Raw genomic sequence first — 19649 nt, forward strand, 5'->3', positions numbered from 1 at the left:
CCGGCCCGCCGGCCGGGGCAAGGTCGGGGGTAACGTCGGGGGGCGTGGCGGGCGCCGGAACGCAGTTACCACTGCCCAGTACGGGGGACCCGCGATGGATGAGCAGCGAAAGGCACGATGTGACGGACCTCTCTACCCTCCCGACCGACATCGCACGCGTCGGCGTGGTGGGCTGTGGCCAGATGGGCGCGGGCATCGCTGAGGTGTGCGCCCGCAGCGGTCTTGAGGTGATGGTCGCCGAGACCACCGGCGAGGCCCTGGAGATCGGGCGCACCCGGCTGCACAACTCCCTGATGAAGGCCGCCGAACGCGGCAAGATCAGCGAGGAGGAGCGGGACGCCACCCTGGCCCGCCTCACCTTCACCACCGACCTCGGCGAGTTCGCCGACCGCGACCTCGTCATCGAGGCCGTCGTCGAGAACGAGCAGGTCAAGACGGAGATCTTCCAGGTCCTCGACCAGGTGATCACCCGTCCGGACGCGATCCTCGCCTCCAACACCTCCTCGATCCCGCTGGTCAAGCTGGCCGTCGCCACCTCGCGGCCCGACCAGGTCATCGGCATCCACTTCTTCAACCCGGCCCCGGTGCAGCAGCTCGTGGAGCTGATCCCGGCGCTGACCACGGGCGAGGAGACCATCAAGCGGGCCGAGGCCCTGGTGCGGGACGTGCTGGGCAAGCACGCGATCCGCGCCCAGGACCGATCCGGTTTCGTGGTCAACGCGCTGCTCATCCCGTACCTGCTGTCGGCGATCCGGATGTTCGAGTCCGGCATCGCGAGCCGCGAGGACATCGACAACGGCATGGAGCTGGGCTGCGCCCACCCGATGGGTCCGTTGAAGCTCGCTGACCTGATCGGCCTGGACACGGTGGCCTCGGTGGCGGACTCGATGTACGCGGAGTTCAAGGAGCCGCTGTACGCCGCTCCCCCGCTGCTCCAGCGCATGGTCGACGCGGGCCGTCTCGGCCGCAAGACGGGTTCGGGCTTCTACCCGTACGCCTGATCGTCCGGGGCCGGGCCGAAGGAGACCGATCAGCCCAGCCGCAGATGGTGCAGGAGCAGCAACCCGGCCGCCATGTTGGCGGCCGGGATCTCGCCGCGCGCGATCATGTCCGGCACCAGCTTCAGCGGGACCCACTCGCGGCGCGAGGACTCGAAGTCGTCCTCGGGGTGACCGATGTACGTGGCCCCGTCCGCCCAGTAGAGGTGGTGGCGGGCGTCGGTCAGCCCGTTGGAGGGCTCCACGGTCATCAGGTGGTGGAGCGGGCCGGGCCGCCAGCCCGACTCCTCCTCCATCTCCCGGGCGGCCGCGACGGCCACGTCCTCACCGTCCTCGACCACGCCGGCGGGCAGTTCCCAACCCCAGCTGTCGGTGATGAAACGGTGCCGCCACAGCAGCAGCACCTCGTTGGCCGCGTTGACGGCCGTGGCGACCGCCACCGGACGCAGCCGGATCACGAAGTGGTCCAGGTGCCGGCCGTCGGGGAGTTCCACATCCGCGAGGTTCACATCGAACCACCGGTTCTTGTACACCGTCTGCTCACTCAGGTTCATCCACTGCACGGTTGTGCCACCTTCCGAATCGTCGGTGGCAACATGGCAGCAGTTCGACCCCTTACAGGGGAACGCGCAGCGCCCCGTCGATGAGCCCGGCGGTCTCCTCCGCGCTGGCACAACCGCTGGTCAGGAACCTCTCCCTGACCGTCCGCAGCCGATCCCGCAGCCGCCGCGACTCCATGCCCCGGGCCCGCTCGGCCATCTCCACCGCGGCCGGCACCGCCCGGTCCGGTTCCCCCTGCCGCAACTGCACCTCGCACAGGATCGCCAGCCGGTGGACCCTGCCGCGGTCGTGCGCGGGCGTCCCGACGGCCGCCTCCGCCTGGGTGTGGGCCGCCTCCAGGTCGCCGAGGCTGAGCAGCGCCTCCGCCACCTGTACGTTGACCAGCCCGGGCTGCACGTATCCGGTCTCCGCCGGCTCGGTACCCGGTCGGATCCGCTCCGCGTCCGCCTCCGCCTGCCGGATGCACGCCAACGCGGCCGCCCCGTCGCCGAGTCGGGCATAGGCCTTGGCCTGCATCGCGTGCAGGTCGGCGGCCAGCGCCGGGGTCGTGTGCCGGCCGGCGGCCCGCAGCGCGGCCTCGGCGAAGGCCACGGCCTGCCGGTGGTCCCCCAGGTACAGCGACTGGTTGACGAGCAGCGCGATCACGTACGCCCCGAGCCCCCGGTCCCCGCTGGCCTTCGCCATCCGCAGGGCCTGGTGGAAGTACCGCTGGGCCGCTCCGTGGGCGTCGGAGTCGTACGCGCAGATGCCCGCGACCGCCACCAACGAGCCGGTGGCCCGGTGCAGTTGCCGGCCGAGCGCGTCGGGGTAGCTCCCGCGCAGCATGGGCGCGGTCTCGTTGCCCAGGAAGCGGACGATCCGCGCCCGGGTGGCCATCCCGCCGGCCCTGCGGTACATCAACTCGTAGTGCGCGCGGGCGGCCCTGAGGACCTCGATGTGCTCGGGCCCGATCCGCAGCGGGCCGTCCCGGGACACGTCGCAGTCCTCGGGCGGGTTCTCCCACTCCCAGACCGGCATGACGGCCGACGTGCCGGTGACCGCCTCGTCGGACCCGAGCGCGGACCGGCCCTGTTCGTCGGAGCGCCACAGGGCGGCGGCCCGGTCCACGAACCCGTTCAGCGGGGTCGCGTGGGGCGCGGGCCGGCCGCTCGCGCCGAGCCCGGCGTCGTCGAGCGTGACGGGCCTGCGCAGCCTCCCGCCGAGCACCTCGCAGATCAGCACGGGCACCTGGCCGCGCGGTCGCTGCCCCTTCAACCATCGGGAGACCGCGGTGTGTTCGTAGCGCAGGGCGAGTCCGAGGCCGCGGCCCGCCTGGTTGACGTGCGCGGCGAGTCCGGCATGGGACATGCCCGCCTCTGCGAGGAGGGCATCGAGCAGGGCATTGGGCTGCATGGGGCCCTCCAAGGGCTCGTCCGCATCAGGCTAATGGGTGCGAGGTTCACACGGGGTGTGAAACGAGTACGCGCATAAATGCGATACGCACCCTGCCGCGAAGCCGTCCCGGAGCGCTTCACTTAAGGGCCTCGTGAAGAGGCCGCTCGGGTCGTCGGCTCCCCCTCGTACAGTGCGACGACCCGGCACCGCGCCGCCCGTCCTGTTGTCTGCCCGACACTCCACGGCAGGACGGGCGGTGCGCCACGGTTCCGCCGGCGCCCGGTTGGTCGCCGGGGACCGGCCGGAACCGGGCCGAACGCGCACCGGGCCCATCCACCGGGCCCGGTGCGCGCGGCCGGCGCACCCCACACCGCGTCCACCCCCGTACCGAACGACCGAGGGGCGCGTCCGGTGATCCGGACGCGCCCCTCGGCAGGCCTGTGTCGGCGGTGCGGTCACGCGCCCCGCAGCACCGCGCCCGTCCGCTCGCCGGCCAGGGCCACCGCCGCGTCGCGCGCGGCCGTGGACTCCTCGGCCGTCAGCGTGCGGTCGGTCGCCCGGAAGCGCAGCGCGTACGCGAGGGACTTCTTGCCCTCGCCCACCTGCTCACCGGTGAACACGTCGAACAGCCGCAGGGACTCCAGCAGTTCGCCCGCGCCGCCGCGCAGCGCGTCCTCGACCGCCGCGGCGGGTACCGCGGTGTCGACGATCAGCGCCACGTCCTGGGTCGCCACCGGGAAGGAGGAGATCCGGGGCGCGCGCAGGGCCTCGCCGCCGGCCGCCGCGAGGCGGTCCAGGTCGAGTTCCATGGCGCTGGTGCGGGCCGGCAGGCCCATCGCCTTGACCACGCGCGGGTGCAGCTCACCGGCGTGGCCGATGACCGTCTCCACCCCGTCGAGGGTGACGAGCAGTTCGGCGCACCGGCCCGGGTGCCAGGGGCCGTACCGGCCCTGGCGCACGGTGAGTTCGGCACCGGCCTCGACGGCCAGCGAGCGCGCCGCCTGGACCGCGTCGGCCCAGCCGGCCGGGTAGCCCTTGCCCCACCAGCCGGCCTGCTCGCGCGCTCCGGCCAGCACGACCGCGGCGTACCGCGGCTGCGCCGGAAGGGCCGCGTCGAGGGTGGCGATCTCCTCGTCCGTGGGACGCCGGTCGACGGGCAGTCGTACGGCGACACCCGGCTGCGGGCCGGCGAGGAAGACCGAACCGGTCTCGAAGAGCGCCAGGTCGTGGCTGCCCCGGCTGTCGTTGCGCCGCAGCGCGCCGAGCAGCCCCGGCAGCAGCGTGGTGCGCAGCGCCGGCTCCTCGTCGGAGATCGGGTTGACGAGCTTGACGACCCGGCGGGCTGCGTCGTCCGCGGCCAGCTGGAGCTGGTCGAAGACGCCCTCGCCCAGGAACGGGTAGCTGAGCGCCTCGACGTAGCCCGCGCCGGCCAGCGCGCGGCCCACCCGGCGGTGCAGCCGCTGCCGGGCGGTCAGACCGCGACCGGAGGGCACCTGCGGCAGGGTCGACGGCAGGTTGCCGTAGCCCTCCAGCCGGATGACCTCTTCGGCGAGGTCGTTGGGCTCGGCGAGGTCGGGGCGCCACGACGGGACGGTGACGACGAGCTCGTCCTGCCCGTAGACGTCGCAGCCGATCTCCTGGAGGCGGCGGACGACGGTCTCGCGACCGTAGTCCATGCCCGCGACCCGGTCCGGGTGGTCGGCGCGCATGGCGATGGTGCGCGGGGCCCCCGGGGCGACGAGCTCGGTGACCCCGGCCTCGGCGGTGCCGCCGGCGACCAGCACGAGCAGGTCCACGGTGCGCTGCGCGGCCGCGGCGGCGGCCTGCGGGTCCACCCCGCGCTCGAAGCGCTTGGAGGCCTCGGAGGACAGCTTGAGGCGGCGTGCGGTGCGCGAGATCGACACGGCGTCGAAGTGCGCCGCCTCGATGACCACGTCGGTGGTGCCCGTGACCCGGCCGGTCTCGGGGTCGGTGACGGAGTCGGCGATCTCGGTGTTGGCGCCGCCCATGACGCCCGCGAGCCCGATCGGGCCGCTGTTGTCGGTGATCACCAGGTCCTCGGCGTCGAGCGTGCGCTTGACCCCGTCGAGAGTGGTGAACTCCTCGCCCTGTTCGGCACGGCGGACGCCGATGGCGCCGTCGATGCGCGAGCGGTCGTAGGCGTGCAGCGGCTGACCGAGTTCGAGCATCACGTAGTTGGTGATGTCGACGGCGAGCGAGATCGGGCGCATGCCGGCCTTCTGCAGGCGGCGGCTGAGCCAGATCGGGGAGCGCGCCTCGGGGTCGAGACCGGTCACGGTGCGCGCGGTGAAGCGGTCACAGCCGGCCGGGTCGTCGATCTTGACGAGGTAGCCGTACGAGTTCGGCGCGGGCACGTCGAGCAGCGCCGGGTCGCGCAGCGGCAGGCCGTAGGCGGTGGCGGCCTCGCGGGCCACACCGCGCATCGACATGCAGTAGCCGCGGTCCGGGGTGATGTCGATGTCGAGGACCTCGTCGACGAGCTGGAGCAGCTCGATCGCGTCGGTGCCGACCTCGTGCTCGTGCGGCAGCACGATGATGCCGTGCGTGCCGTCGTCGCCCATGCCCAGCTCGTCGCCGGAGCAGATCATGCCGTGCGAGGTCTTGCCGTACGTCTTGCGCGAGGCGATCGCGAAGTCGCCGGGCAGCACCGCGCCGGGCAGGACCACGACGACCTTGTCGCCGACGGCGAAGTTCCGGGCGCCGCAGACGATCTCCTGCGGCTCGCCGGTGCCGTTGGCCTGACCGACGTCGACCGTGCAGAAGCGGATGGGCTTGCGGAAGCCCTCCAGCTCCTCGATGGTCAGGACCTGACCGACGACGAGGGGGCCCTTGAGCCCGGCGCCGAGCTGCTCGACGGTCTCGACCTCGAGGCCGGCGTCGACGAGCTTGGCGGCCACGTCGCGGCCGGTCTCACCTGCGGGGAGGTCTACGTACTCCCGCAGCCAGGAAAGCGGGACGCGCATCAGATCTCACTCCCGAACGGCCGGGTGAAACGGACGTCACCCTCGACCATGTCTCGCATGTCTTCCACGTTGTGACGGAACATCAGCATCCGCTCGATGCCGAATCCGAAGGCGAAGCCGCTGTACTTCTCCGGGTCCACACCACAGGCGACGAGCACCTTGGGGTTGACCATGCCGCAGCCGCCGAGCTCGATCCAGCCCTCGCTGGAGCAGGTGCGGCACGGGCGGTCGGGGTTGCCCACCGACGCGCCGCGACACACGTAGCACTGCATGTCCATCTCGGCGGACGGCTCGGTGAACGGGAAGAAGTGCGGGCGCAGGCGCGTGGTGGTGCCCTCGCCGAACAGCTCCTGGACCATGTGGTCCATGGTGCCCTTGAGGTCCGCCATGGTCAGGCCCTCGTCCACGGCGAGCAGCTCGACCTGGTGGAAGACGGGCGTGTGCGTCGCGTCGAGCTCGTCGGTGCGGTACACCCGGCCCGGGCAGACGATGTAGACGGGGGGCTTGCGTTCCAGCAGCGAGCGCGCCTGCACCGGGGAGGTGTGGGTGCGCAGCACGACACCGGACTCGTCGCCCTCGGTGCCCTCGGGCCCCTGGACGAAGAAGGTGTCCTGCATCTGGCGCGCGGGGTGGTCGGGGGTGAAGTTGAGGGCGTCGAAGTTGAACCACTCCGCCTCGACCTCGGGCCCTTCCGCGACCTCGTACCCCATGGCCGTGAAGATGTCCGCGATGCGGTCCATCAGCGTGGTCAGGGGGTGCCGGGCGCCGGCCGGGATCCGGTCGTGGGGCAGCGTGACGTCCACGGCCTCCTCGACCAGCACCCGCTCGTCGCGCTCGGCCTCCAGCGCGACCGTGCGGGCCCCGAAGGCCTTGTTCACGGCGCCGCGGGCCTGCCCGACGCGCTTGCCCGCCTCGGCCTTGGCCTGGGGCGGCAGGGCGCCGATCTCGCGGTTGGCGAGCGCCAGGGGCGAGCGGTCGCCCATGTGCGCGGTCTTCGCCTCGCGAAGTTCGTCGAGGTCGCCGGCGGACGCGAAGGCGGCGAGCGCCTCGTCCCGCATGCGCTCGATCTCTTCCGGTTTCAGTGCCTCGACCTCGACAGGGTCGTACGACTTGTTCGGTGCCGACATCTCTTCCCGTACTTCCGATGGCTGGCTGGTGGATCCCCGCGCGACCCGCTCGAAGTCTCGACCGACCCGTTGCTGCACAAGGACACAAAGGTGCCAAAGGTCGAGTCTAAAGGTCGCCGGGGGTGAAGGAGCCCGTGGGCCGCCCGGCGAGACCCTCCGCAGGGTTACTGCGTGAGATAGGCCGGGGCGGCGACGGGCAGGATAAATCGGAACTCGGCGCCGCCGTCGGGACCGCGGCCGACCGTGATGGTCCCGCCGTGGGCCTCCACGATGCCCTTGACGATGTACAGGCCCAGCCCGGTGCCGCCGCGCTTGCTGCCGCGCCAGAAGCGGGTGAAGACGCGTCCCATCGACTCTTCGGGGATCCCGGGGCCTTCGTCGGTCACGGTGACGGCGGTTCCCTTCTCGGTCTTCCCCGCGGCGTTCGCGAAGGTGGTCGGCGACACGTCGATGGTGACGGTTCCCTCGCCGTGGCGCACCGCATTTTCGAGGAGGTTGCCGAGGATCTGGTCGATCTTGTCCGGGTCTGCCCAGAGATCGGGCAGGGGACGGCTGACGCGTACGAAGAACCGCTCGGGGGCCTGGCCGTTCGCGGTGAGCGCCTGGACGTGCCGGCCCACGGCGGTGGCGATGTCCACGGGCTGCCGGCGGACCTCCAGCCTCCCGGAGTCGATCCGGGAGATGTCGAGGAGTTCGGCGATGAGGCGGGTGACGCGGTTCGCGTCGGCGTCGACGGTCTCCAGCATCAGCCGCTTCTGGTCGTCGGTGAACCGCTCCCACTTGGCGAGCAGGGTCGCCGTGAACCCCTTCACGGAGGTGAGCGGCGACCTGAGCTCGTGCGCGACGGTCGCGATCAGTTCGGCGTGGCTGCGCTCGGTGCGCCGCCTGGCCTCGGTTCCCCGCAGGGTGACCACCAGGCGGGCCAGCGGGCCCTTGGGGTGGGTGCGCACGTAGCGCGCGGAGACCAGGACCTCCCGCCCGCCGGGGAGGAGCAGGTTCCGTTCGGGCTGGCCGCGCCGGGTGGCCAGGCCCCCGTACGGGTCGGTCAGCGCCCACCAGCGGCGGCCTTCGAGGTCTTCCAGCGGCAGCGCGCGGTCGATCCGCGCCCCGATCGCCTCGCCCGCCGGGAGGGCGGTGATGCGGGCGGCGGCGGAGTTGAAGCAGACGACGCGGCCCGTGTGGTCGGCGACGACCAGGCCGTCGGGCAGGTCGTCGGGGTCGATCCCGAGACCGGCGAACTCCGACGCGGGTGGTTGCCGGTCGGCGGCGCGGGCGGGCGTGACCTGCGTGGGCACGCCCCGGGCGGCCCGGGCGGGGACGGCCGGGGGCGGCGGTCCGGCCGCCTCGGCGGCCGCCGGCGTGCTGTTCGTACCGACGCTCATGTCCCCGTACCCCACATCTCCGAGTAGCGCGGTGGGCCCCCCGGGCCGCCACATTACTAGCTGGGGGTCACGGAGCGGCACCCTCCGGGCGCCCGCTGTGCACGCGCGGAGGCGTAGAGGCACACGGCGGCGGCCGTGGCGAGGTTCAGGCTCTCGGCCTTGCCGTGGATCGGGACCCGTACGACGGCGTCCGCCAGGGCCCTGGTCTCCTCCGGCAGGCCCCAGGCCTCGTTGCCGAACACCCAGGCCGAGGGGCCGCCCATGGTGCCGGCGTCGAGTTCGGCGTCCAGGTCGTCCTCGCCGGCGCCGTCGGCCGCGAGGATCCGCACGCCCGCGGCCCGCAGCCCTTCGACGGCCTGCTCCACCGGCACGCCGACCGCGACCGGGAGGTGGAAGAGGGAGCCGACCGAGGCCCGTACGGACTTCGGGTTGTACAGGTCCACGGAGGCGTCGGTCAGCACCACGGCGTCGGCTCCGGCGGCGTCCGCGCAGCGCAGCACGGTGCCCGCGTTCCCCGGGTCGCGGACGTGGGCGAGGACGGCGACGAGCTTCGGGCCGGCCTTGAGGATGTCCTCGAAGGGCGAGTCCAGGAAGTGGCAGACGCCGACCAGGCCCTGGGGGGTGACGGTCTGCGAGACCTCCGCGAGCACCTCGTCGTCGGCGTAGTGCACGCGCGCACCGGCCAGCAGCGCGGCCTCGACGATGTCGGCGTAGCGTTCGGCCGCCTCGACGGTGGCGAACAGCTCGATCAGGGTCGACGCGCCTTCGGGGCCGCGGTGCTCGACGGCCTCGCGGACCGCCTGCGGGCCCTCGGCGATGAACCGGCGCTCCTTGGTGCGGAAGTTGCGCCGCGCCAGGCGCCTGGCGGCGGCCACCCGGGTGGATCGGGGGGAGATCAGCTCGGGGGTGCCCATGTGTCTGCGGTTCTCTCTCGGGGTCCGGGGCGTGGCTCCGCGGGGTTCGCCGACGGACGGAGCCCTGCGGTCGCGGGAGCCAACGTGGTGGCGGGGTGCGAGGTCCCGCCCCGGCGGTGCGGGGCGAAAGCACACGGACCCGCAGGCGTGAAGCCTGCGGGTCCGTGGGTGCCGGTCGCGTGATGCGGCCGGCTACGCCTTAGGCAGCGGCCTTCGGGGCGTTGACGTCGGCCGGAAGCGCCTTCTGCGCGACCTCGACGAGCGCGGCGAACGCGTTGGCGTCGTTGACGGCCAGCTCCGCGAGGATCTTGCGGTCCACCTCGATGTTGGCGGCCTTCAGACCCTGGATGAGGCGGTTGTACGTCATGCCGTTCTGGCGGGCAGCGGCGTTGATGCGCTGGATCCACAGCTGACGGAAGTCGCCCTTGCGCTTCTTGCGGTCGTTGAAGTTGTAGACCAGCGAGTGGGTGACCTGCTCCTTGGCCTTGCGGTACAGGCGCGAACGCTGACCGCGGTAGCCGGAGGCCGCCTCGAGGATCGCCCGGCGCTTCTTGTGGGCGTTTACTGCCCGCTTGACGCGTGCCACTTTTTAACTCCTTGTAGCGGGGCCGTGGTTGTCTTCACACGACCCGAATTCGATGGGGTCCCGGTCTTGACGTCCCGCTCCCGTGGTGGGAGCGGCGAGCGTCACTTGCCGAGAAGCTTCTTGATCTTCGCGGCGTCGCCGGGGGCCATCTCCGCGGTGCCGGTCAGGCGGCGGGTGACACGGGACGACTTGTGCTCGAGCAGGTGGCGCTTGCCGGCGCGCTCACGGAGCACCTTGCCGGAGCCGGTGATCTTGAAGCGCTTCTTGGAACCGCTGTGCGTCTTGTTCTTCGGCATAGCGCCGTTATCTCCTCGTCGGTGGCGCCCCCCACCGGTCCTTTTCGGGACCGGCTCACGGGAGCGTCATGTTGTGTCGGTGATCCGAGACGGGCTGCCCCGGAATCAGGCCTCGGCAGGTGCCTCGTGAGAGGTGTCCGCCTCGTCGGAGGCTGCCTCGGCGGAGGCGACCGCGCCGTCGGCGTCCTCCGTCACCTCGACGACGTCCTCGGAAGGAGCCTCGTCGTCGGTGAGGGCGACACCCTGGCGCTCGGCCTTGCGGGCGGCCTGCGCCTCGCGGGCTTCGGCCATCGCCTCGGTCTTCTTCTTGTGCGGACCGAGAACCATGATCATGTTTCGGCCGTCCTGCTTCGGGTTCGACTCGATGAACCCGAGGTCCTCGACGTCCGAGGCGAGACGCTGCAGCAGTCGGTAACCGAGTTCCGGTCGGGACTGCTCGCGGCCACGGAACATGATCGTGATCTTGACCTTGTCGCCCTGCTTGAGGAACCGAACGACGTGACCCTTCTTGGTGTCATAGTCGTGCGGGTCGATCTTCGGCCGGAGCTTCATTTCCTTGATGACCGTGTGCGCCTGGTTCTTGCGCGCCTCACGGGCCTTCATGGCCGACTCGTACTTGAACTTGCCGTAGTCCATGAGCTTGCAGACCGGCGGGCGTGCGGACGCCGCGACCTCGACCAGGTCGAGGTCGTACTCCTGCGCGAGCTCAAGCGCCTTCGCAAGCGGCACGATGCCGACCTGCTCGCCGCTGGGACCGACGAGTCGTACCTCGGGAACGCGAATCCGGTCGTTGATGCGGGGCTCGGTGCTGATGGATCCTCCTCGGTAGCACCACACGACTGCCTGGCAGACAGCCGCTGACGTTATTGTCGTCAGACCAACCGCGGCGGGGAATGAAAAAAGCCCCGCCGGGCACAGGCAGGGGCTCCAAAAGACCGGAGCACCGCCGCATGCGAACGCGGGGCGCAACTCGGGCAGCTTTCCATCGTCCGTACGGAACGATGGATACCGCCTGACCGGTGACCCGCCACCCCGGAGGGCGGTCAGGTGGGAGATCGGAGCCTCCACTTGTGGGCCGGGGACATGCGTCTCCGGCCGGTCGTTAACCCAATATAGCACTGCGCGCCAGACCCGCTCGCCCCGAGCACCGGTCGGCGGGGCGAGCGGCCCGGCTTATCGTGTGGGACATGACTGACGCGACCCCCACTCCCGCCACCGACGGCGACCAGGCCCCCGACTACGACTCCATGACCCGCGACATCGCGGACGTGCCCGCCGTCGAGGTGATCACCACGGTGGCCGTGCACCTGCTGAGCGCCGCGGCGGTCAACCTGGGCCTGGACAAGCCGGATTCCGAGCACAAGGACCTCGACGAGGCCCGCAAGCTGATCACCGCCCTGGCCGGGCTGGTCACCGCGAGCGCCACCGAGATCAGCTCCTTCCACGCGGCTCCGCTGCGCGACGGCCTGAAGTCGCTCCAACTGGCCTTCCGCGAGGCCTCCCTGGTGCCGGACGAGCCGGGCCAGGGGCCGGGCGAGAAGTTCACCGGTCCCGTCTTCTCCTGACCGGGAGGCGTGCCGCGTCCGCCCCGGACGCGCCAACGGCGCCGGCCCCCTCGAATCGTCCGAGGGGGCCGGCGCCGTTCGCGTCTCAGCGGACGTACAGCGGCTCGCCGGGCGGGGCCGGCGCGTCGGGCGGCAGCAGCGCCAGGTCCAGCCCGCGCACCAGCCGGCCGCGCAGGGTCTCGTCGGCCGCGATGGCCTCGGCCACCCGGCGCGCGGTCGCGGCCGGTCGGCCGTCGGCGGCCGGCACGATCGCGAGCGTCCCGTCGGCGTCCCCCCGACCCGCGACCAGGTGCGCCCGGAGCACGGCGGGCTCGGCGGCCACGGCCGCCCGTACGGCCTCGCGCACGACGGGGTCGTCCACCGGGCTCGCACCCGTGCGGCCCTCCGCGAGAGCGAGCAGCGCCGGACCGGTCAGCTGGTACGTCACCGGCCCGGCCAGGTCGAGGACGATCGTGTCGGCCTTCTCGTGCGCCGCCGCGGCCAGTGCCTGGTGCAGCGGCACCGCGACCGGGCGGGCGGCCGGGTCCCAGAGCGCCAGCGAGGCGATCGAGGTGAAGGCGGGCAGCGCCCGCCGGTCCCCCGCCGTGAGGGTGGGGACGGCCATGTCGCTGGTCTTCTCCCGCTTGAGCCCGGTCTCCGGGTCGGTCTCGACCTCGCCGAGGACCGCGACCACGGGGACCAGCAGGCGGGCGCCCTCGAGGGCGGCCCACACCTCCGGTTCCCGCGCCTTGTCCAGGGACCAGGCGGCCAGGGCCGCGCTCAGGACGGGATCGGCGGAGCCGTCGTCGTCGGAGAAACCGGGGTCGGGAATGTTCTTGTTCGCCACAATCAACCGACCCTATCCCGCCGGGAAACCCTCGGGCGCCGGGCCAGTACGCCGGCCAGTGCGAGCAGCACCACACCCGCGGCCGCTGCCGCCGGCGCCCCCAGGCGTGCCGTGCGTTGCGGCGGGCGGACGGGCTCGGGGCCGGGGCCGAAGTACTCCCGGCCGGCCGGGACGGGGGTGGGCAGCGGTCCTTCGGGGCGGAGCGCGTCCGCGGCCTGGAGGGCGGCGACCGCGTCCACCGTGCCGTGGCCCCGGGCGTCGTCGCGGCCCCCGGCCGGGGCGTCGGAGGCGGTGTTCTCCAGCAGCTTCTTGATCTGCGCCGGGGACAGGTCCGGGTGCGCGGCCTTGACGAGGGCCACGGTGCCGGAGACGAAGGCGGCCGCGGCGCTGGTGCCCCACGCCTCGTAGTAGGAGCGGTCGGGGTCCGCGATGACCACGTCCACGCCGGGGGCGCTGACGGTCGCGTACCAGTGGCGGGTGGAGAAGTCGGCCTTGCGGCCCTCGCGGTCGACGGCGGTGACGGCGATGACCCCCGGGTAGGCGGCCGGGTAGGAGGTGGGATCGCCGCGCTCGCCGCCGTTGCCCGCGGAGGCGACGACGACCACGCCCTTGCCGAGCGCGTACCGGACCGCCTCGTCCTCGGCGCCCTCGTGGTGGGCGGACTCGCTGTCGTCGCCGAGCGAGAGGTTGATGACGTCGGCGCCGTGGTCGACGGCCCAGCGGATGCCCTCGGAGAGGGCCCCGGACTTGCTTCCGCGTGCCTTCGCCCGGCCCGGGTCGGCCTCTTCCAGGATCACCCGTACCGGCAGGATCCTGGCCTGCGGGGCGATGCCGAGGACGCCTTGGCCGCGGCTGGGGCCGTGGCCGCGGCCGGCGATGATGCTCGCCATCGCGGTGCCGTGCCGGGCCCAGGCCCGGTCGCCGCGGCCGGCGCCCATGCCGACGAGGTCGGTGCCGTCGAGCACCTGGCCGGCGAGGTCGGGGTGGGTGGCGTCCACGCCGGTGTCGAGGACGGCCACCGTGACCCCGTCGCCCTGGGTGGTTCCCCACGCCTCTTCCGCGCGCAGGGCCAGCAGGCCCCACTGGCGGTCCCGGATGGCGTCGGCGGAGGCGGGGTGCGCGCCGGCTCCGGCGAGGAGGACGGCGAGGGCGAGCGCGGCGGCGGCGCGGGAGCGACTCGCTCCCGGGCGGCTCAGGGGCGGGCGGCTCACGGTCGGGCCTTCCGGTCCGGGGCGGGTGACGCGGGCGGGGCGGCCAGGGCGGCGACCGCGCGTCCCACCTCCGACGCGACGGCCTTGGCGTCGTGACCGAGACCGGACTCGGCCACGACTCCGGTCGCGTCCTGCCGGACGGCCTCCTCGGCGGGCCGGGGGGCGTCCGGTGCGCGGCCGTCGGCGAAGGCGGAGACGGTGTAGACGATCGCGGGGGCGCCCGCGATCGGGGTGGCGGTCCAGGCGGCGCGCCGGGAGTCGGCGAACCCGAAGGCGGAGGGAAGGGTCATGCGGTCGCGGAAGCCGGCCATGGTGGTGGAGTCCGCGGTGGTGAAGACCAGGCCGACGGCGATCAGGGAGCTGCGGGTGGAGTCGATGTAGGTGGCGCGGAGCACGCGGGTGCAGCCGGTGTCGGCCAGGGTCGCGCGCCAGGTGGCGTCGAGGGCGGCCGGGCAGTCGGCGTCGGGGGCGAGCGCGATCCGGGTCCAGGACCGGTCGGCGCCGTCGGGGCCCTTGTCGCGGCCGTCGAGGGAGGGCGGGAAGAGGCGGTCGACGGGGGCGTCGCGCCAGAGCGTGGCCGCTTTGCGGTAGGCGGCGTCGGGGGCCACGGGGCGGTGTGCTTCCCGGTGTTCGTTCCAGGCGGTGAACGCGGCTCCGCCGACGAGGCCGGTTCCCAACACCCCGAAGAGGACCGCGGCCGTCACGCGTGCGGGGCGCCGGCGCGGGGGCGGGTCGGTCTCGGCCAGGACCGGCGATTGCGGTGTGGACGTCGTCATCCGGCTGCTCCGCCCCCCGTTCTTACGCTGCGGCCTTCCCCGTACTGTACGGGGGCCCCGGCAGGGGGGTGGAAGGGGAGCGCGGTCGACCCCGGGTCCCCCGGCTCCGGTCGCCGGGGCCGCGGGCGGTCGGCGGTGGTCCTCGGCGCCGCGCGGGGTGGTGACACGCACCCCCTACCCACCGGTACACGGGCATGGCAGGCTGCCGCCATGACTTCCGACCGTGCCCGGTACGACAAGGCCACCGCCCACCTCGACGCGCCGCTGGCCATCGTGGATCTGGCCGCGTTCGACGCCAACGCCGACGACCTCGTCCGTCGTGCGGCCGGCAAGCCGATCCGGGTGGCCAGCAAGTCCGTGCGGTGTCGTGTGTTGCTCGAACGGGTGCTGGCCCGGCCCGGGTTCGCGGGAATCATGTCGTACACCCTCGCCGAGAGCATCTGGCTGGCCCGTTCCGGGTTCGAGGACGTGCTCCTCGCCTATCCCTCCGCCGACCTCGCCGGTTTCGCGGAACTCGCCGACGATCCCAAACTGGCCGGGGCGATCACCGTGATGGTGGACGACCTCGCCCAGGTGGAACTCATCGACCGGGCCAGGGACGGGGGTTCCCAGGAGATCCGGGTCTGTCTGGAGTTGGACACCGCGCTGCACCTCCTCGGCGGCAGGGTCCGGGTGGGCGCCCGCCGTTCGCCGCTGCGCGAGCCGCGGCAGCTCGCGGACCTGGCCCGCGCGGTCTCGGCCCGTCCGGGGTTCCGGGTGGTGGGGCTGATGGGCTACGAGGGTCATGTCGCCGGTGTCGGGGACTCGTTGGCCGGGCGTCCGTTGCGGTCCCGGGCGATCCGTCTGATGCAGGGCGCGGCCCGCAGGGAGTTGGCGGCCCGTCGCGCCGAGACGGTTCGGGCCGTCCGTGCGGTGGTGCCCGACCTGGAGTTCGTCAACGGGGGCGGCACCGGCAGCGTGCAGCAGACCGCCGCCGAGGACGCGGTGACTGAGATCGCCGCCGGTTCGGGGCTCTACGTGCCAAGGCTGTTCGACAACTACACGTCCTTCCGGGGGCGTCCGGCCGCCCTGTTCGCCCAGCCCGTGGTCCGCAGGCCCGGTGTGGGGGTCGTGACCGTGCTCGGCGGCGGGTATCCGGCCTCGGGTGCGCCCGGCCCGGACCGGCTGCCCGTTCCGTACCTCCCGGCGGGTCTGCGCTACGACCCGCAGGAGGGTGCCGGTGAGGTCCAGACTCCGCTGCTCGGCGGCCCGGCCGACGATCTGCTGATCGGCGACCGGGTGTGGTTCCGGCACGCGAAGGCCGGTGAACTGTGCGAGCGCTTCGATACGTTGCACCTCGTCGAGGGTGATCGGGTGACGGCCACCGCCCCGACGTACCGGGGCGAGGGCCGCACGTTCCTCTAGCACCAGGCCTGTCGGGGGTGCCGTGCCGCTCAGTACACGGTGTCCTGTTGGTCGGGGATGACACTCGTGTCGCCCCGGCGGACGGGTCCGGGGGTGCCGTCGCGCTCGACGTAACCCGTCGTCGCGCACGGGTACGGGGCGGCCTTGTGGCCCTTCGGCTCGATGAACATCGGGTTCACGATCCACTTGCCGTCGCTGTTGTCGTAGGCGCGGCACATGAGTTCGTTCTTGTTGCGGTTGAGGACGAGCCGCAGCGCGGTGGCGTCGCGCAGGAACGAGATGTCGGTGTCGGAGTCGCCGGCGGCGAAGACCTGGCGGCGGGCGGCCGGTTGGACCTTCTCGGCGGCGGCGCCCCGTACCCCGAAGACCTCCTTGTTGATCCAGCAGCGCTTGCCGTCGATGTACGTGATCATCGTGTCGTCGCCGTCCTTGACGGAGCCGCAGCCCTGGAGGTGGGCGGTGTGGCGGCCGTCGCGCGTCGTGGTGTTGCGGATGCCGATGACGTGGTCGGCGGCGATGCCGACGCCCCGGGCCCACACCTCGACGACCGGCTGCGGCGAGGCCGAGCTGATCCAGACGTCGAAGCCGGCTTTCCGCAGGGCACCGATGAGGTCCTTCTGCTGGTCGTAGTAGCGGACCCAGCCGGTGGCGGTCGTCGTGGTGCCGACCCGCTGTTTCGCGCCGACGGGCGCGGCCAGGTTCTCGGCCCGTGCGGCGGCGGCGAAGCCGCGGACCTCGCGGGCGGTCCAGCCGCGTGTGAGCTGGGACAGCCAGGCGTAACCGGGTTCGGTCGTGCGGTGGTCCCAGCCCGCGAAGGCGGCGGCGCCGGACCGGGTGGCGGCGGTGCCGTAGACGGCGTTGACCTCGTCGGCGCAGTCGGCGCCGGCGGGGGTGCCGGTGGGCAGTGGGGCGCCGGGGCGGGCGAGCCGGTCGCAGGCGTCCGTCAGGGCCGCGGCGGCGGCCGGGGTGAGGTGGCGGCTGGTGCCGGCCCAGCCGCCGTCGGCGGGTCGGCGGATCTTGCCGTTGCGCAGCAGCCAGAACATGGTGGCGTCGCCGACGTCGTTCTTGACGACGGTGTTGTCCCAGTCGAAGACGGCGACGGGCTTGTCGCGGTTCGGTCGGTACGGGGCGCAGGCGCCGTACGTGTCGAGGAGCCGCTGGAGCCGAGCCTGGTTGTTCCCGTACCAGCCGGCCTTGAGCGTGGGGGTGGTGCAGTGGCCGCCGGGGTGGGCGGCCTGGGCGGCGGGCGCGGTGGCCGCGAGGGAGCCGGCGGCCATCGCCGCGACGGCCAGGGCGGCCCGGAGGCGTCGCGCGGAACCGGATCGGGTCATCGGGGTGGGCACTCCTGTTTCCTGCGGGGGGGGCGTCGCGGGCGGTGGAGCACGACAGCCGGGCGTCGTGCGACGCCCGGCTGTCGGGGGGAGGTGTGGTCGGGGGGCGTTCGGCGCACCCGGCGGGTCGGTTAGAGGGGGGTGACGTACGCGCCGGCGATGCCGCCGTCGACGAGGAAGTCGGTGGCGTTGATGAAGGAGGAGTCGTCGCTGGCGAGGAAGGCCACGGCCGCGGCGATCTCGGTGGGTTCGGCGAACCGGCCCAGCGGGATGTGCACGAGGCGACGGGCGGCGCGCTCGGGGTCCTTGGCGAACAGCTCCTGGAGGAGCGGGGTGTTGACCGGTCCCGGGCAGAGCGCGTTGACGCGGATGCCCTCGCGGGCGAACTGCACGCCGAGTTCGCGGGACATGGCGAGCACGCCGCCCTTGGAGGCGGTGTAGGAGATCTGGGAGGTGGCGGCGCCCATGATCGCGACGAAGGAGGCGGTGTTGATGATGGAGCCGCGGCCCTGGCGCTGCATGTAGGGCAGGGCGGCCTTGCAGCAGAGGTAGACGGAGGTCAGGTTGACGTCCTGGACCCGCTTCCAGGCCTCCAGGCCCGTGGTGAGGATCGAGTCGTCGTCGGGGGGTGAGATGCCCGCGTTGTTGAAGGCGATGTCGACGGAGCCGTAGGTGTCGAAGGCGGTCTTGAAGAGGGCCTCGACCTCCTCGGGGCTGGTGACGTCGACCTTGACAAAGGTTCCGCCGACTTCCTCGGCGGCGGCCTTGCCGGCGGTCTCGTCGATGTCCCCGCAGACGATGTTGGCGCCCTCGGAGGCGAGGCGGCGCGCGGTGGCGAGACCGATGCCGCTGCCGGCTCCGGTGATGACGGCGGTACGGCCGACCAGGCGGCGGCAGACGATCTCGTTGTCGGAAGTGGTCATGGTGGGTTCAGGCCTCCGTGCTGATGAAGACGTTCTTGGTCTCGGTGAAAGCGGTGAGGGCGTCGGGTCCGAGCTCCCGGCCGAGGCCGGACTGCTTGTAGCCGCCGAAGGGCGTCCAGTAGCGGACGCTGCTGTGGGAGTTGACGGACAGGTTGCCCGCGGCGACGGCGCGCGAGACGCGCAGGGCGCGGCCGATGTCGCGGGTCCACAGGGAGCCGGAGAGCCCGTACGTGGTGGCGTTGGCCAGGCGCACGGCGTCCTCCTCGTCCTCGAAGGGCAGGACGACGGCGACCGGGCCGAAGACCTCCTCGACGGCGACGGGCGCGGCGGGGTCGACGTCGACGACGAGGGTCGGGGGGTACCAGAAGCCGGGGCCGTCGGGGGCGGTGCCGCGGATCGCGGTGAGGTCGTCGGTGACGTGGGACCGTACGCGCTCCCGCTGCACCTGCGAGATCAACGGCCCCATCTGGGTCTTCTCGTCGGACGGGTCGCCGACGACCACGCCTTGGATGCCCGGGGTGACGAGTTCGAGGAACCGGTCGTACACGGAGCGCTGTACGAGGATCCGGGTGCGGGCGCAGCAGTCCTGGCCGGTGTTGTCGAGGAAGGACATCGGGGCCGCCGCGGCGGCGGCCTCCAGGTCGGCGTCGGCGAAGACGATGTTGGGGCTCTTGCCGCCGAGTTCGAGGGTGAGCCGCTTCACCCGGTCGGCGCACTTGGCCATGATCCGCTTGCCGACGGGGGTGGAACCGGTGAAGACGATCTTCGCGACGCCGGGGTGTTCGACCAGCGCGTCGCCGGTGATCGCTCCCCGGCCGGGGAGCACCTGGAAGAGGTGTTCGGGGATCCCGGCCTGGAGGGCGAGTTCGGCGAGGCGCAGGGCGGTGAGGGGGGTGGTCTCGGCGGGCTTGAGGATGACGGCGTTGCCGGCGGCGAGGGCGGGTGCCACGCCCCAGGCGGCGATCGGCATGGGGAAGTTCCAGGGGGCGATCACGCCGATGACGCCGAGGGGTTCGAGGAAGGTGACGTCGATGCCGCCCGCGACGGGGATCTGCCGACCGGAGAGTCGTTCCACTCCCCCGGCGGCGAAGTCGAGCAGGTCGCGTACGTTCCCGGCTTCCCAGCGGGCGTTGCCGATGGTGTGTCCGGCTTCCCGGACCTCCAGGGCGGCGAGTTCCTCGACGTGTCCGTCGACCACCGCGGCGAAGCGGCGCAGCAGTCGGGCGCGGTCGGCGGGTGAGGCCGCGGCCCAGGCCCGTTGGGCCGCGGCGGCCCTGGTGACGGCGGCGTCGACGTCGTCCCGTGTGGCGGTCGGGACGGTGGCGACGATCTCCTCGGTGGCCGGGTTCAGCACTCTCAGATCGAGGGGGGCCAGCTCATCGGACACGTGG

The 19649-nt window shown here is 72.7% G+C and carries 18 protein-coding genes; 3 read left to right on the top strand and 15 right to left on the bottom strand.

Annotation, left to right across the window (positions count from 1 at the left end; translation table 11 throughout):
• The first annotated feature begins 98 nt into the window (after positions 1-98).
• Complete coding sequence (locus ACFYW3_RS17315) at positions 99-1001, top strand: 3-hydroxybutyryl-CoA dehydrogenase (RefSeq protein ID WP_266972306.1); 903 nt, start codon at positions 99-101, stop codon at positions 999-1001.
• A 29-nt stretch (positions 1002-1030) separates the two neighbouring features.
• On the opposite strand, the gene ACFYW3_RS17320 is transcribed toward ACFYW3_RS17315, so the two are convergent.
• From ACFYW3_RS17320 to infC, 9 genes are all read right to left on the bottom strand, one after another.
• A complete protein-coding gene (locus tag ACFYW3_RS17320; protein ID WP_384615821.1) occupies positions 1031-1552 on the bottom strand; it encodes an NUDIX hydrolase in 522 nt (173 codons plus the stop codon).
• A gap of 61 nt (positions 1553-1613) precedes the next feature.
• Positions 1614-2951 carry a transcriptional regulator gene (locus tag ACFYW3_RS17325; RefSeq protein WP_351763234.1) on the bottom strand — a complete coding sequence of 446 codons (1338 nt, stop codon included), beginning with the start codon at positions 2949-2951 and terminating at the stop codon, positions 1614-1616.
• A gap of 437 nt (positions 2952-3388) precedes the next feature.
• The gene (pheT, locus tag ACFYW3_RS17330; protein WP_351762663.1) at positions 3389-5917 is read right to left on the bottom strand and encodes a phenylalanine--tRNA ligase subunit beta; all 2529 of its coding nucleotides are present in this window, start codon (positions 5915-5917) and stop codon (positions 3389-3391) included.
• Positions 5917-7044 (bottom strand): phenylalanine--tRNA ligase subunit alpha, encoded by a 1128-nt coding sequence (pheS, locus tag ACFYW3_RS17335; protein ID WP_053681918.1) that lies wholly within the window; start codon positions 7042-7044, stop codon positions 5917-5919. The genes pheT and pheS overlap by 1 nt, the downstream gene beginning before the upstream one ends.
• 164 nt (positions 7045-7208) lie before the next feature.
• Positions 7209-8426, bottom strand: coding sequence for an ATP-binding protein (locus tag ACFYW3_RS17340; RefSeq protein ID WP_351762660.1), 1218 nt, complete (start codon positions 8424-8426; stop codon positions 7209-7211).
• Between the two features lie 56 nt (positions 8427-8482).
• A complete protein-coding gene (locus ACFYW3_RS17345; RefSeq protein WP_329446480.1) occupies positions 8483-9340 on the bottom strand; it encodes an RNA methyltransferase in 858 nt (285 codons plus the stop codon).
• Positions 9341-9539: 199 nt separating this feature from the next.
• A complete protein-coding gene (gene rplT / locus ACFYW3_RS17350) occupies positions 9540-9926 on the bottom strand; it encodes a 50S ribosomal protein L20 (protein ID WP_007263143.1) in 387 nt (128 codons plus the stop codon).
• Positions 9927-10027: 101 nt separating this feature from the next.
• Positions 10028-10222, bottom strand: coding sequence for a 50S ribosomal protein L35 (gene rpmI / locus ACFYW3_RS17355; RefSeq protein WP_030387121.1), 195 nt, complete (start codon positions 10220-10222; stop codon positions 10028-10030).
• A gap of 105 nt (positions 10223-10327) precedes the next feature.
• Complete coding sequence (infC, locus tag ACFYW3_RS17360) at positions 10328-11059, bottom strand: translation initiation factor IF-3 (RefSeq protein WP_351375476.1); 732 nt, start codon at positions 11057-11059, stop codon at positions 10328-10330.
• A 350-nt stretch (positions 11060-11409) separates the two neighbouring features.
• Here infC and ACFYW3_RS17365 point away from each other — a divergent pair, with 350 nt between their 5' ends.
• Complete coding sequence (locus tag ACFYW3_RS17365) at positions 11410-11787, top strand: DUF1844 domain-containing protein (RefSeq protein WP_351762656.1); 378 nt, start codon at positions 11410-11412, stop codon at positions 11785-11787.
• Between the two features lie 85 nt (positions 11788-11872).
• On the opposite strand, the gene ACFYW3_RS17370 is transcribed toward ACFYW3_RS17365, so the two are convergent.
• Genes ACFYW3_RS17370 through ACFYW3_RS17380 form a run of 3 tightly spaced genes read right to left on the bottom strand, consistent with a single transcriptional unit; the run spans position 11873 to position 14600 of the window.
• Entirely contained in the window at positions 11873-12613 is a 741-nt protein-coding gene (locus ACFYW3_RS17370; RefSeq protein ID WP_389386677.1) for an SseB family protein, read from the bottom strand.
• 2 nt (positions 12614-12615) lie between these two features.
• Positions 12616-13824: a type VII secretion-associated serine protease mycosin gene (mycP, locus tag ACFYW3_RS17375; RefSeq protein WP_351762650.1), complete on the bottom strand. Its 1209-nt coding sequence runs from the start codon at positions 13822-13824 to the stop codon at positions 12616-12618.
• Positions 13821-14600 (bottom strand): hypothetical protein, encoded by a 780-nt coding sequence (locus ACFYW3_RS17380; RefSeq protein ID WP_351762647.1) that lies wholly within the window; start codon positions 14598-14600, stop codon positions 13821-13823. Before ACFYW3_RS17380 ends, mycP begins: the two co-directional genes overlap by 4 nt.
• A 210-nt stretch (positions 14601-14810) precedes the next feature.
• Between ACFYW3_RS17380 and ACFYW3_RS17385 the strand changes: the two genes are divergently transcribed.
• Positions 14811-16004 carry an amino acid deaminase/aldolase gene (locus ACFYW3_RS17385; RefSeq protein ID WP_351762644.1) on the top strand — a complete coding sequence of 398 codons (1194 nt, stop codon included), beginning with the start codon at positions 14811-14813 and terminating at the stop codon, positions 16002-16004.
• Positions 16005-16033: 29 nt separating this feature from the next.
• Here ACFYW3_RS17385 and ACFYW3_RS17390 read toward each other — a convergent pair whose 3' ends face one another.
• From ACFYW3_RS17390 to ACFYW3_RS17400, 3 genes are all read right to left on the bottom strand, one after another.
• The gene (locus ACFYW3_RS17390) at positions 16034-17335 is read right to left on the bottom strand and encodes a haloacid dehalogenase-like hydrolase (protein ID WP_389386678.1); all 1302 of its coding nucleotides are present in this window, start codon (positions 17333-17335) and stop codon (positions 16034-16036) included.
• Positions 17336-17466: 131 nt separating this feature from the next.
• Positions 17467-18258: a 3-oxoacyl-ACP reductase gene (locus ACFYW3_RS17395; protein WP_053681911.1), complete on the bottom strand. Its 792-nt coding sequence runs from the start codon at positions 18256-18258 to the stop codon at positions 17467-17469.
• 7 nt (positions 18259-18265) lie between these two features.
• Positions 18266-19645, bottom strand: a complete 1380-nt coding sequence (locus ACFYW3_RS17400) for an aldehyde dehydrogenase family protein (protein ID WP_351762639.1) — start codon at positions 19643-19645, stop codon at positions 18266-18268.
• Positions 19646-19649: the final 4 nt, after the last annotated feature.

Source organism: Streptomyces sp. NPDC002602 (assembly GCF_042889445.1).
Classification (GTDB): Bacteria; Actinomycetota; Actinomycetes; order Streptomycetales; family Streptomycetaceae; genus Streptomyces.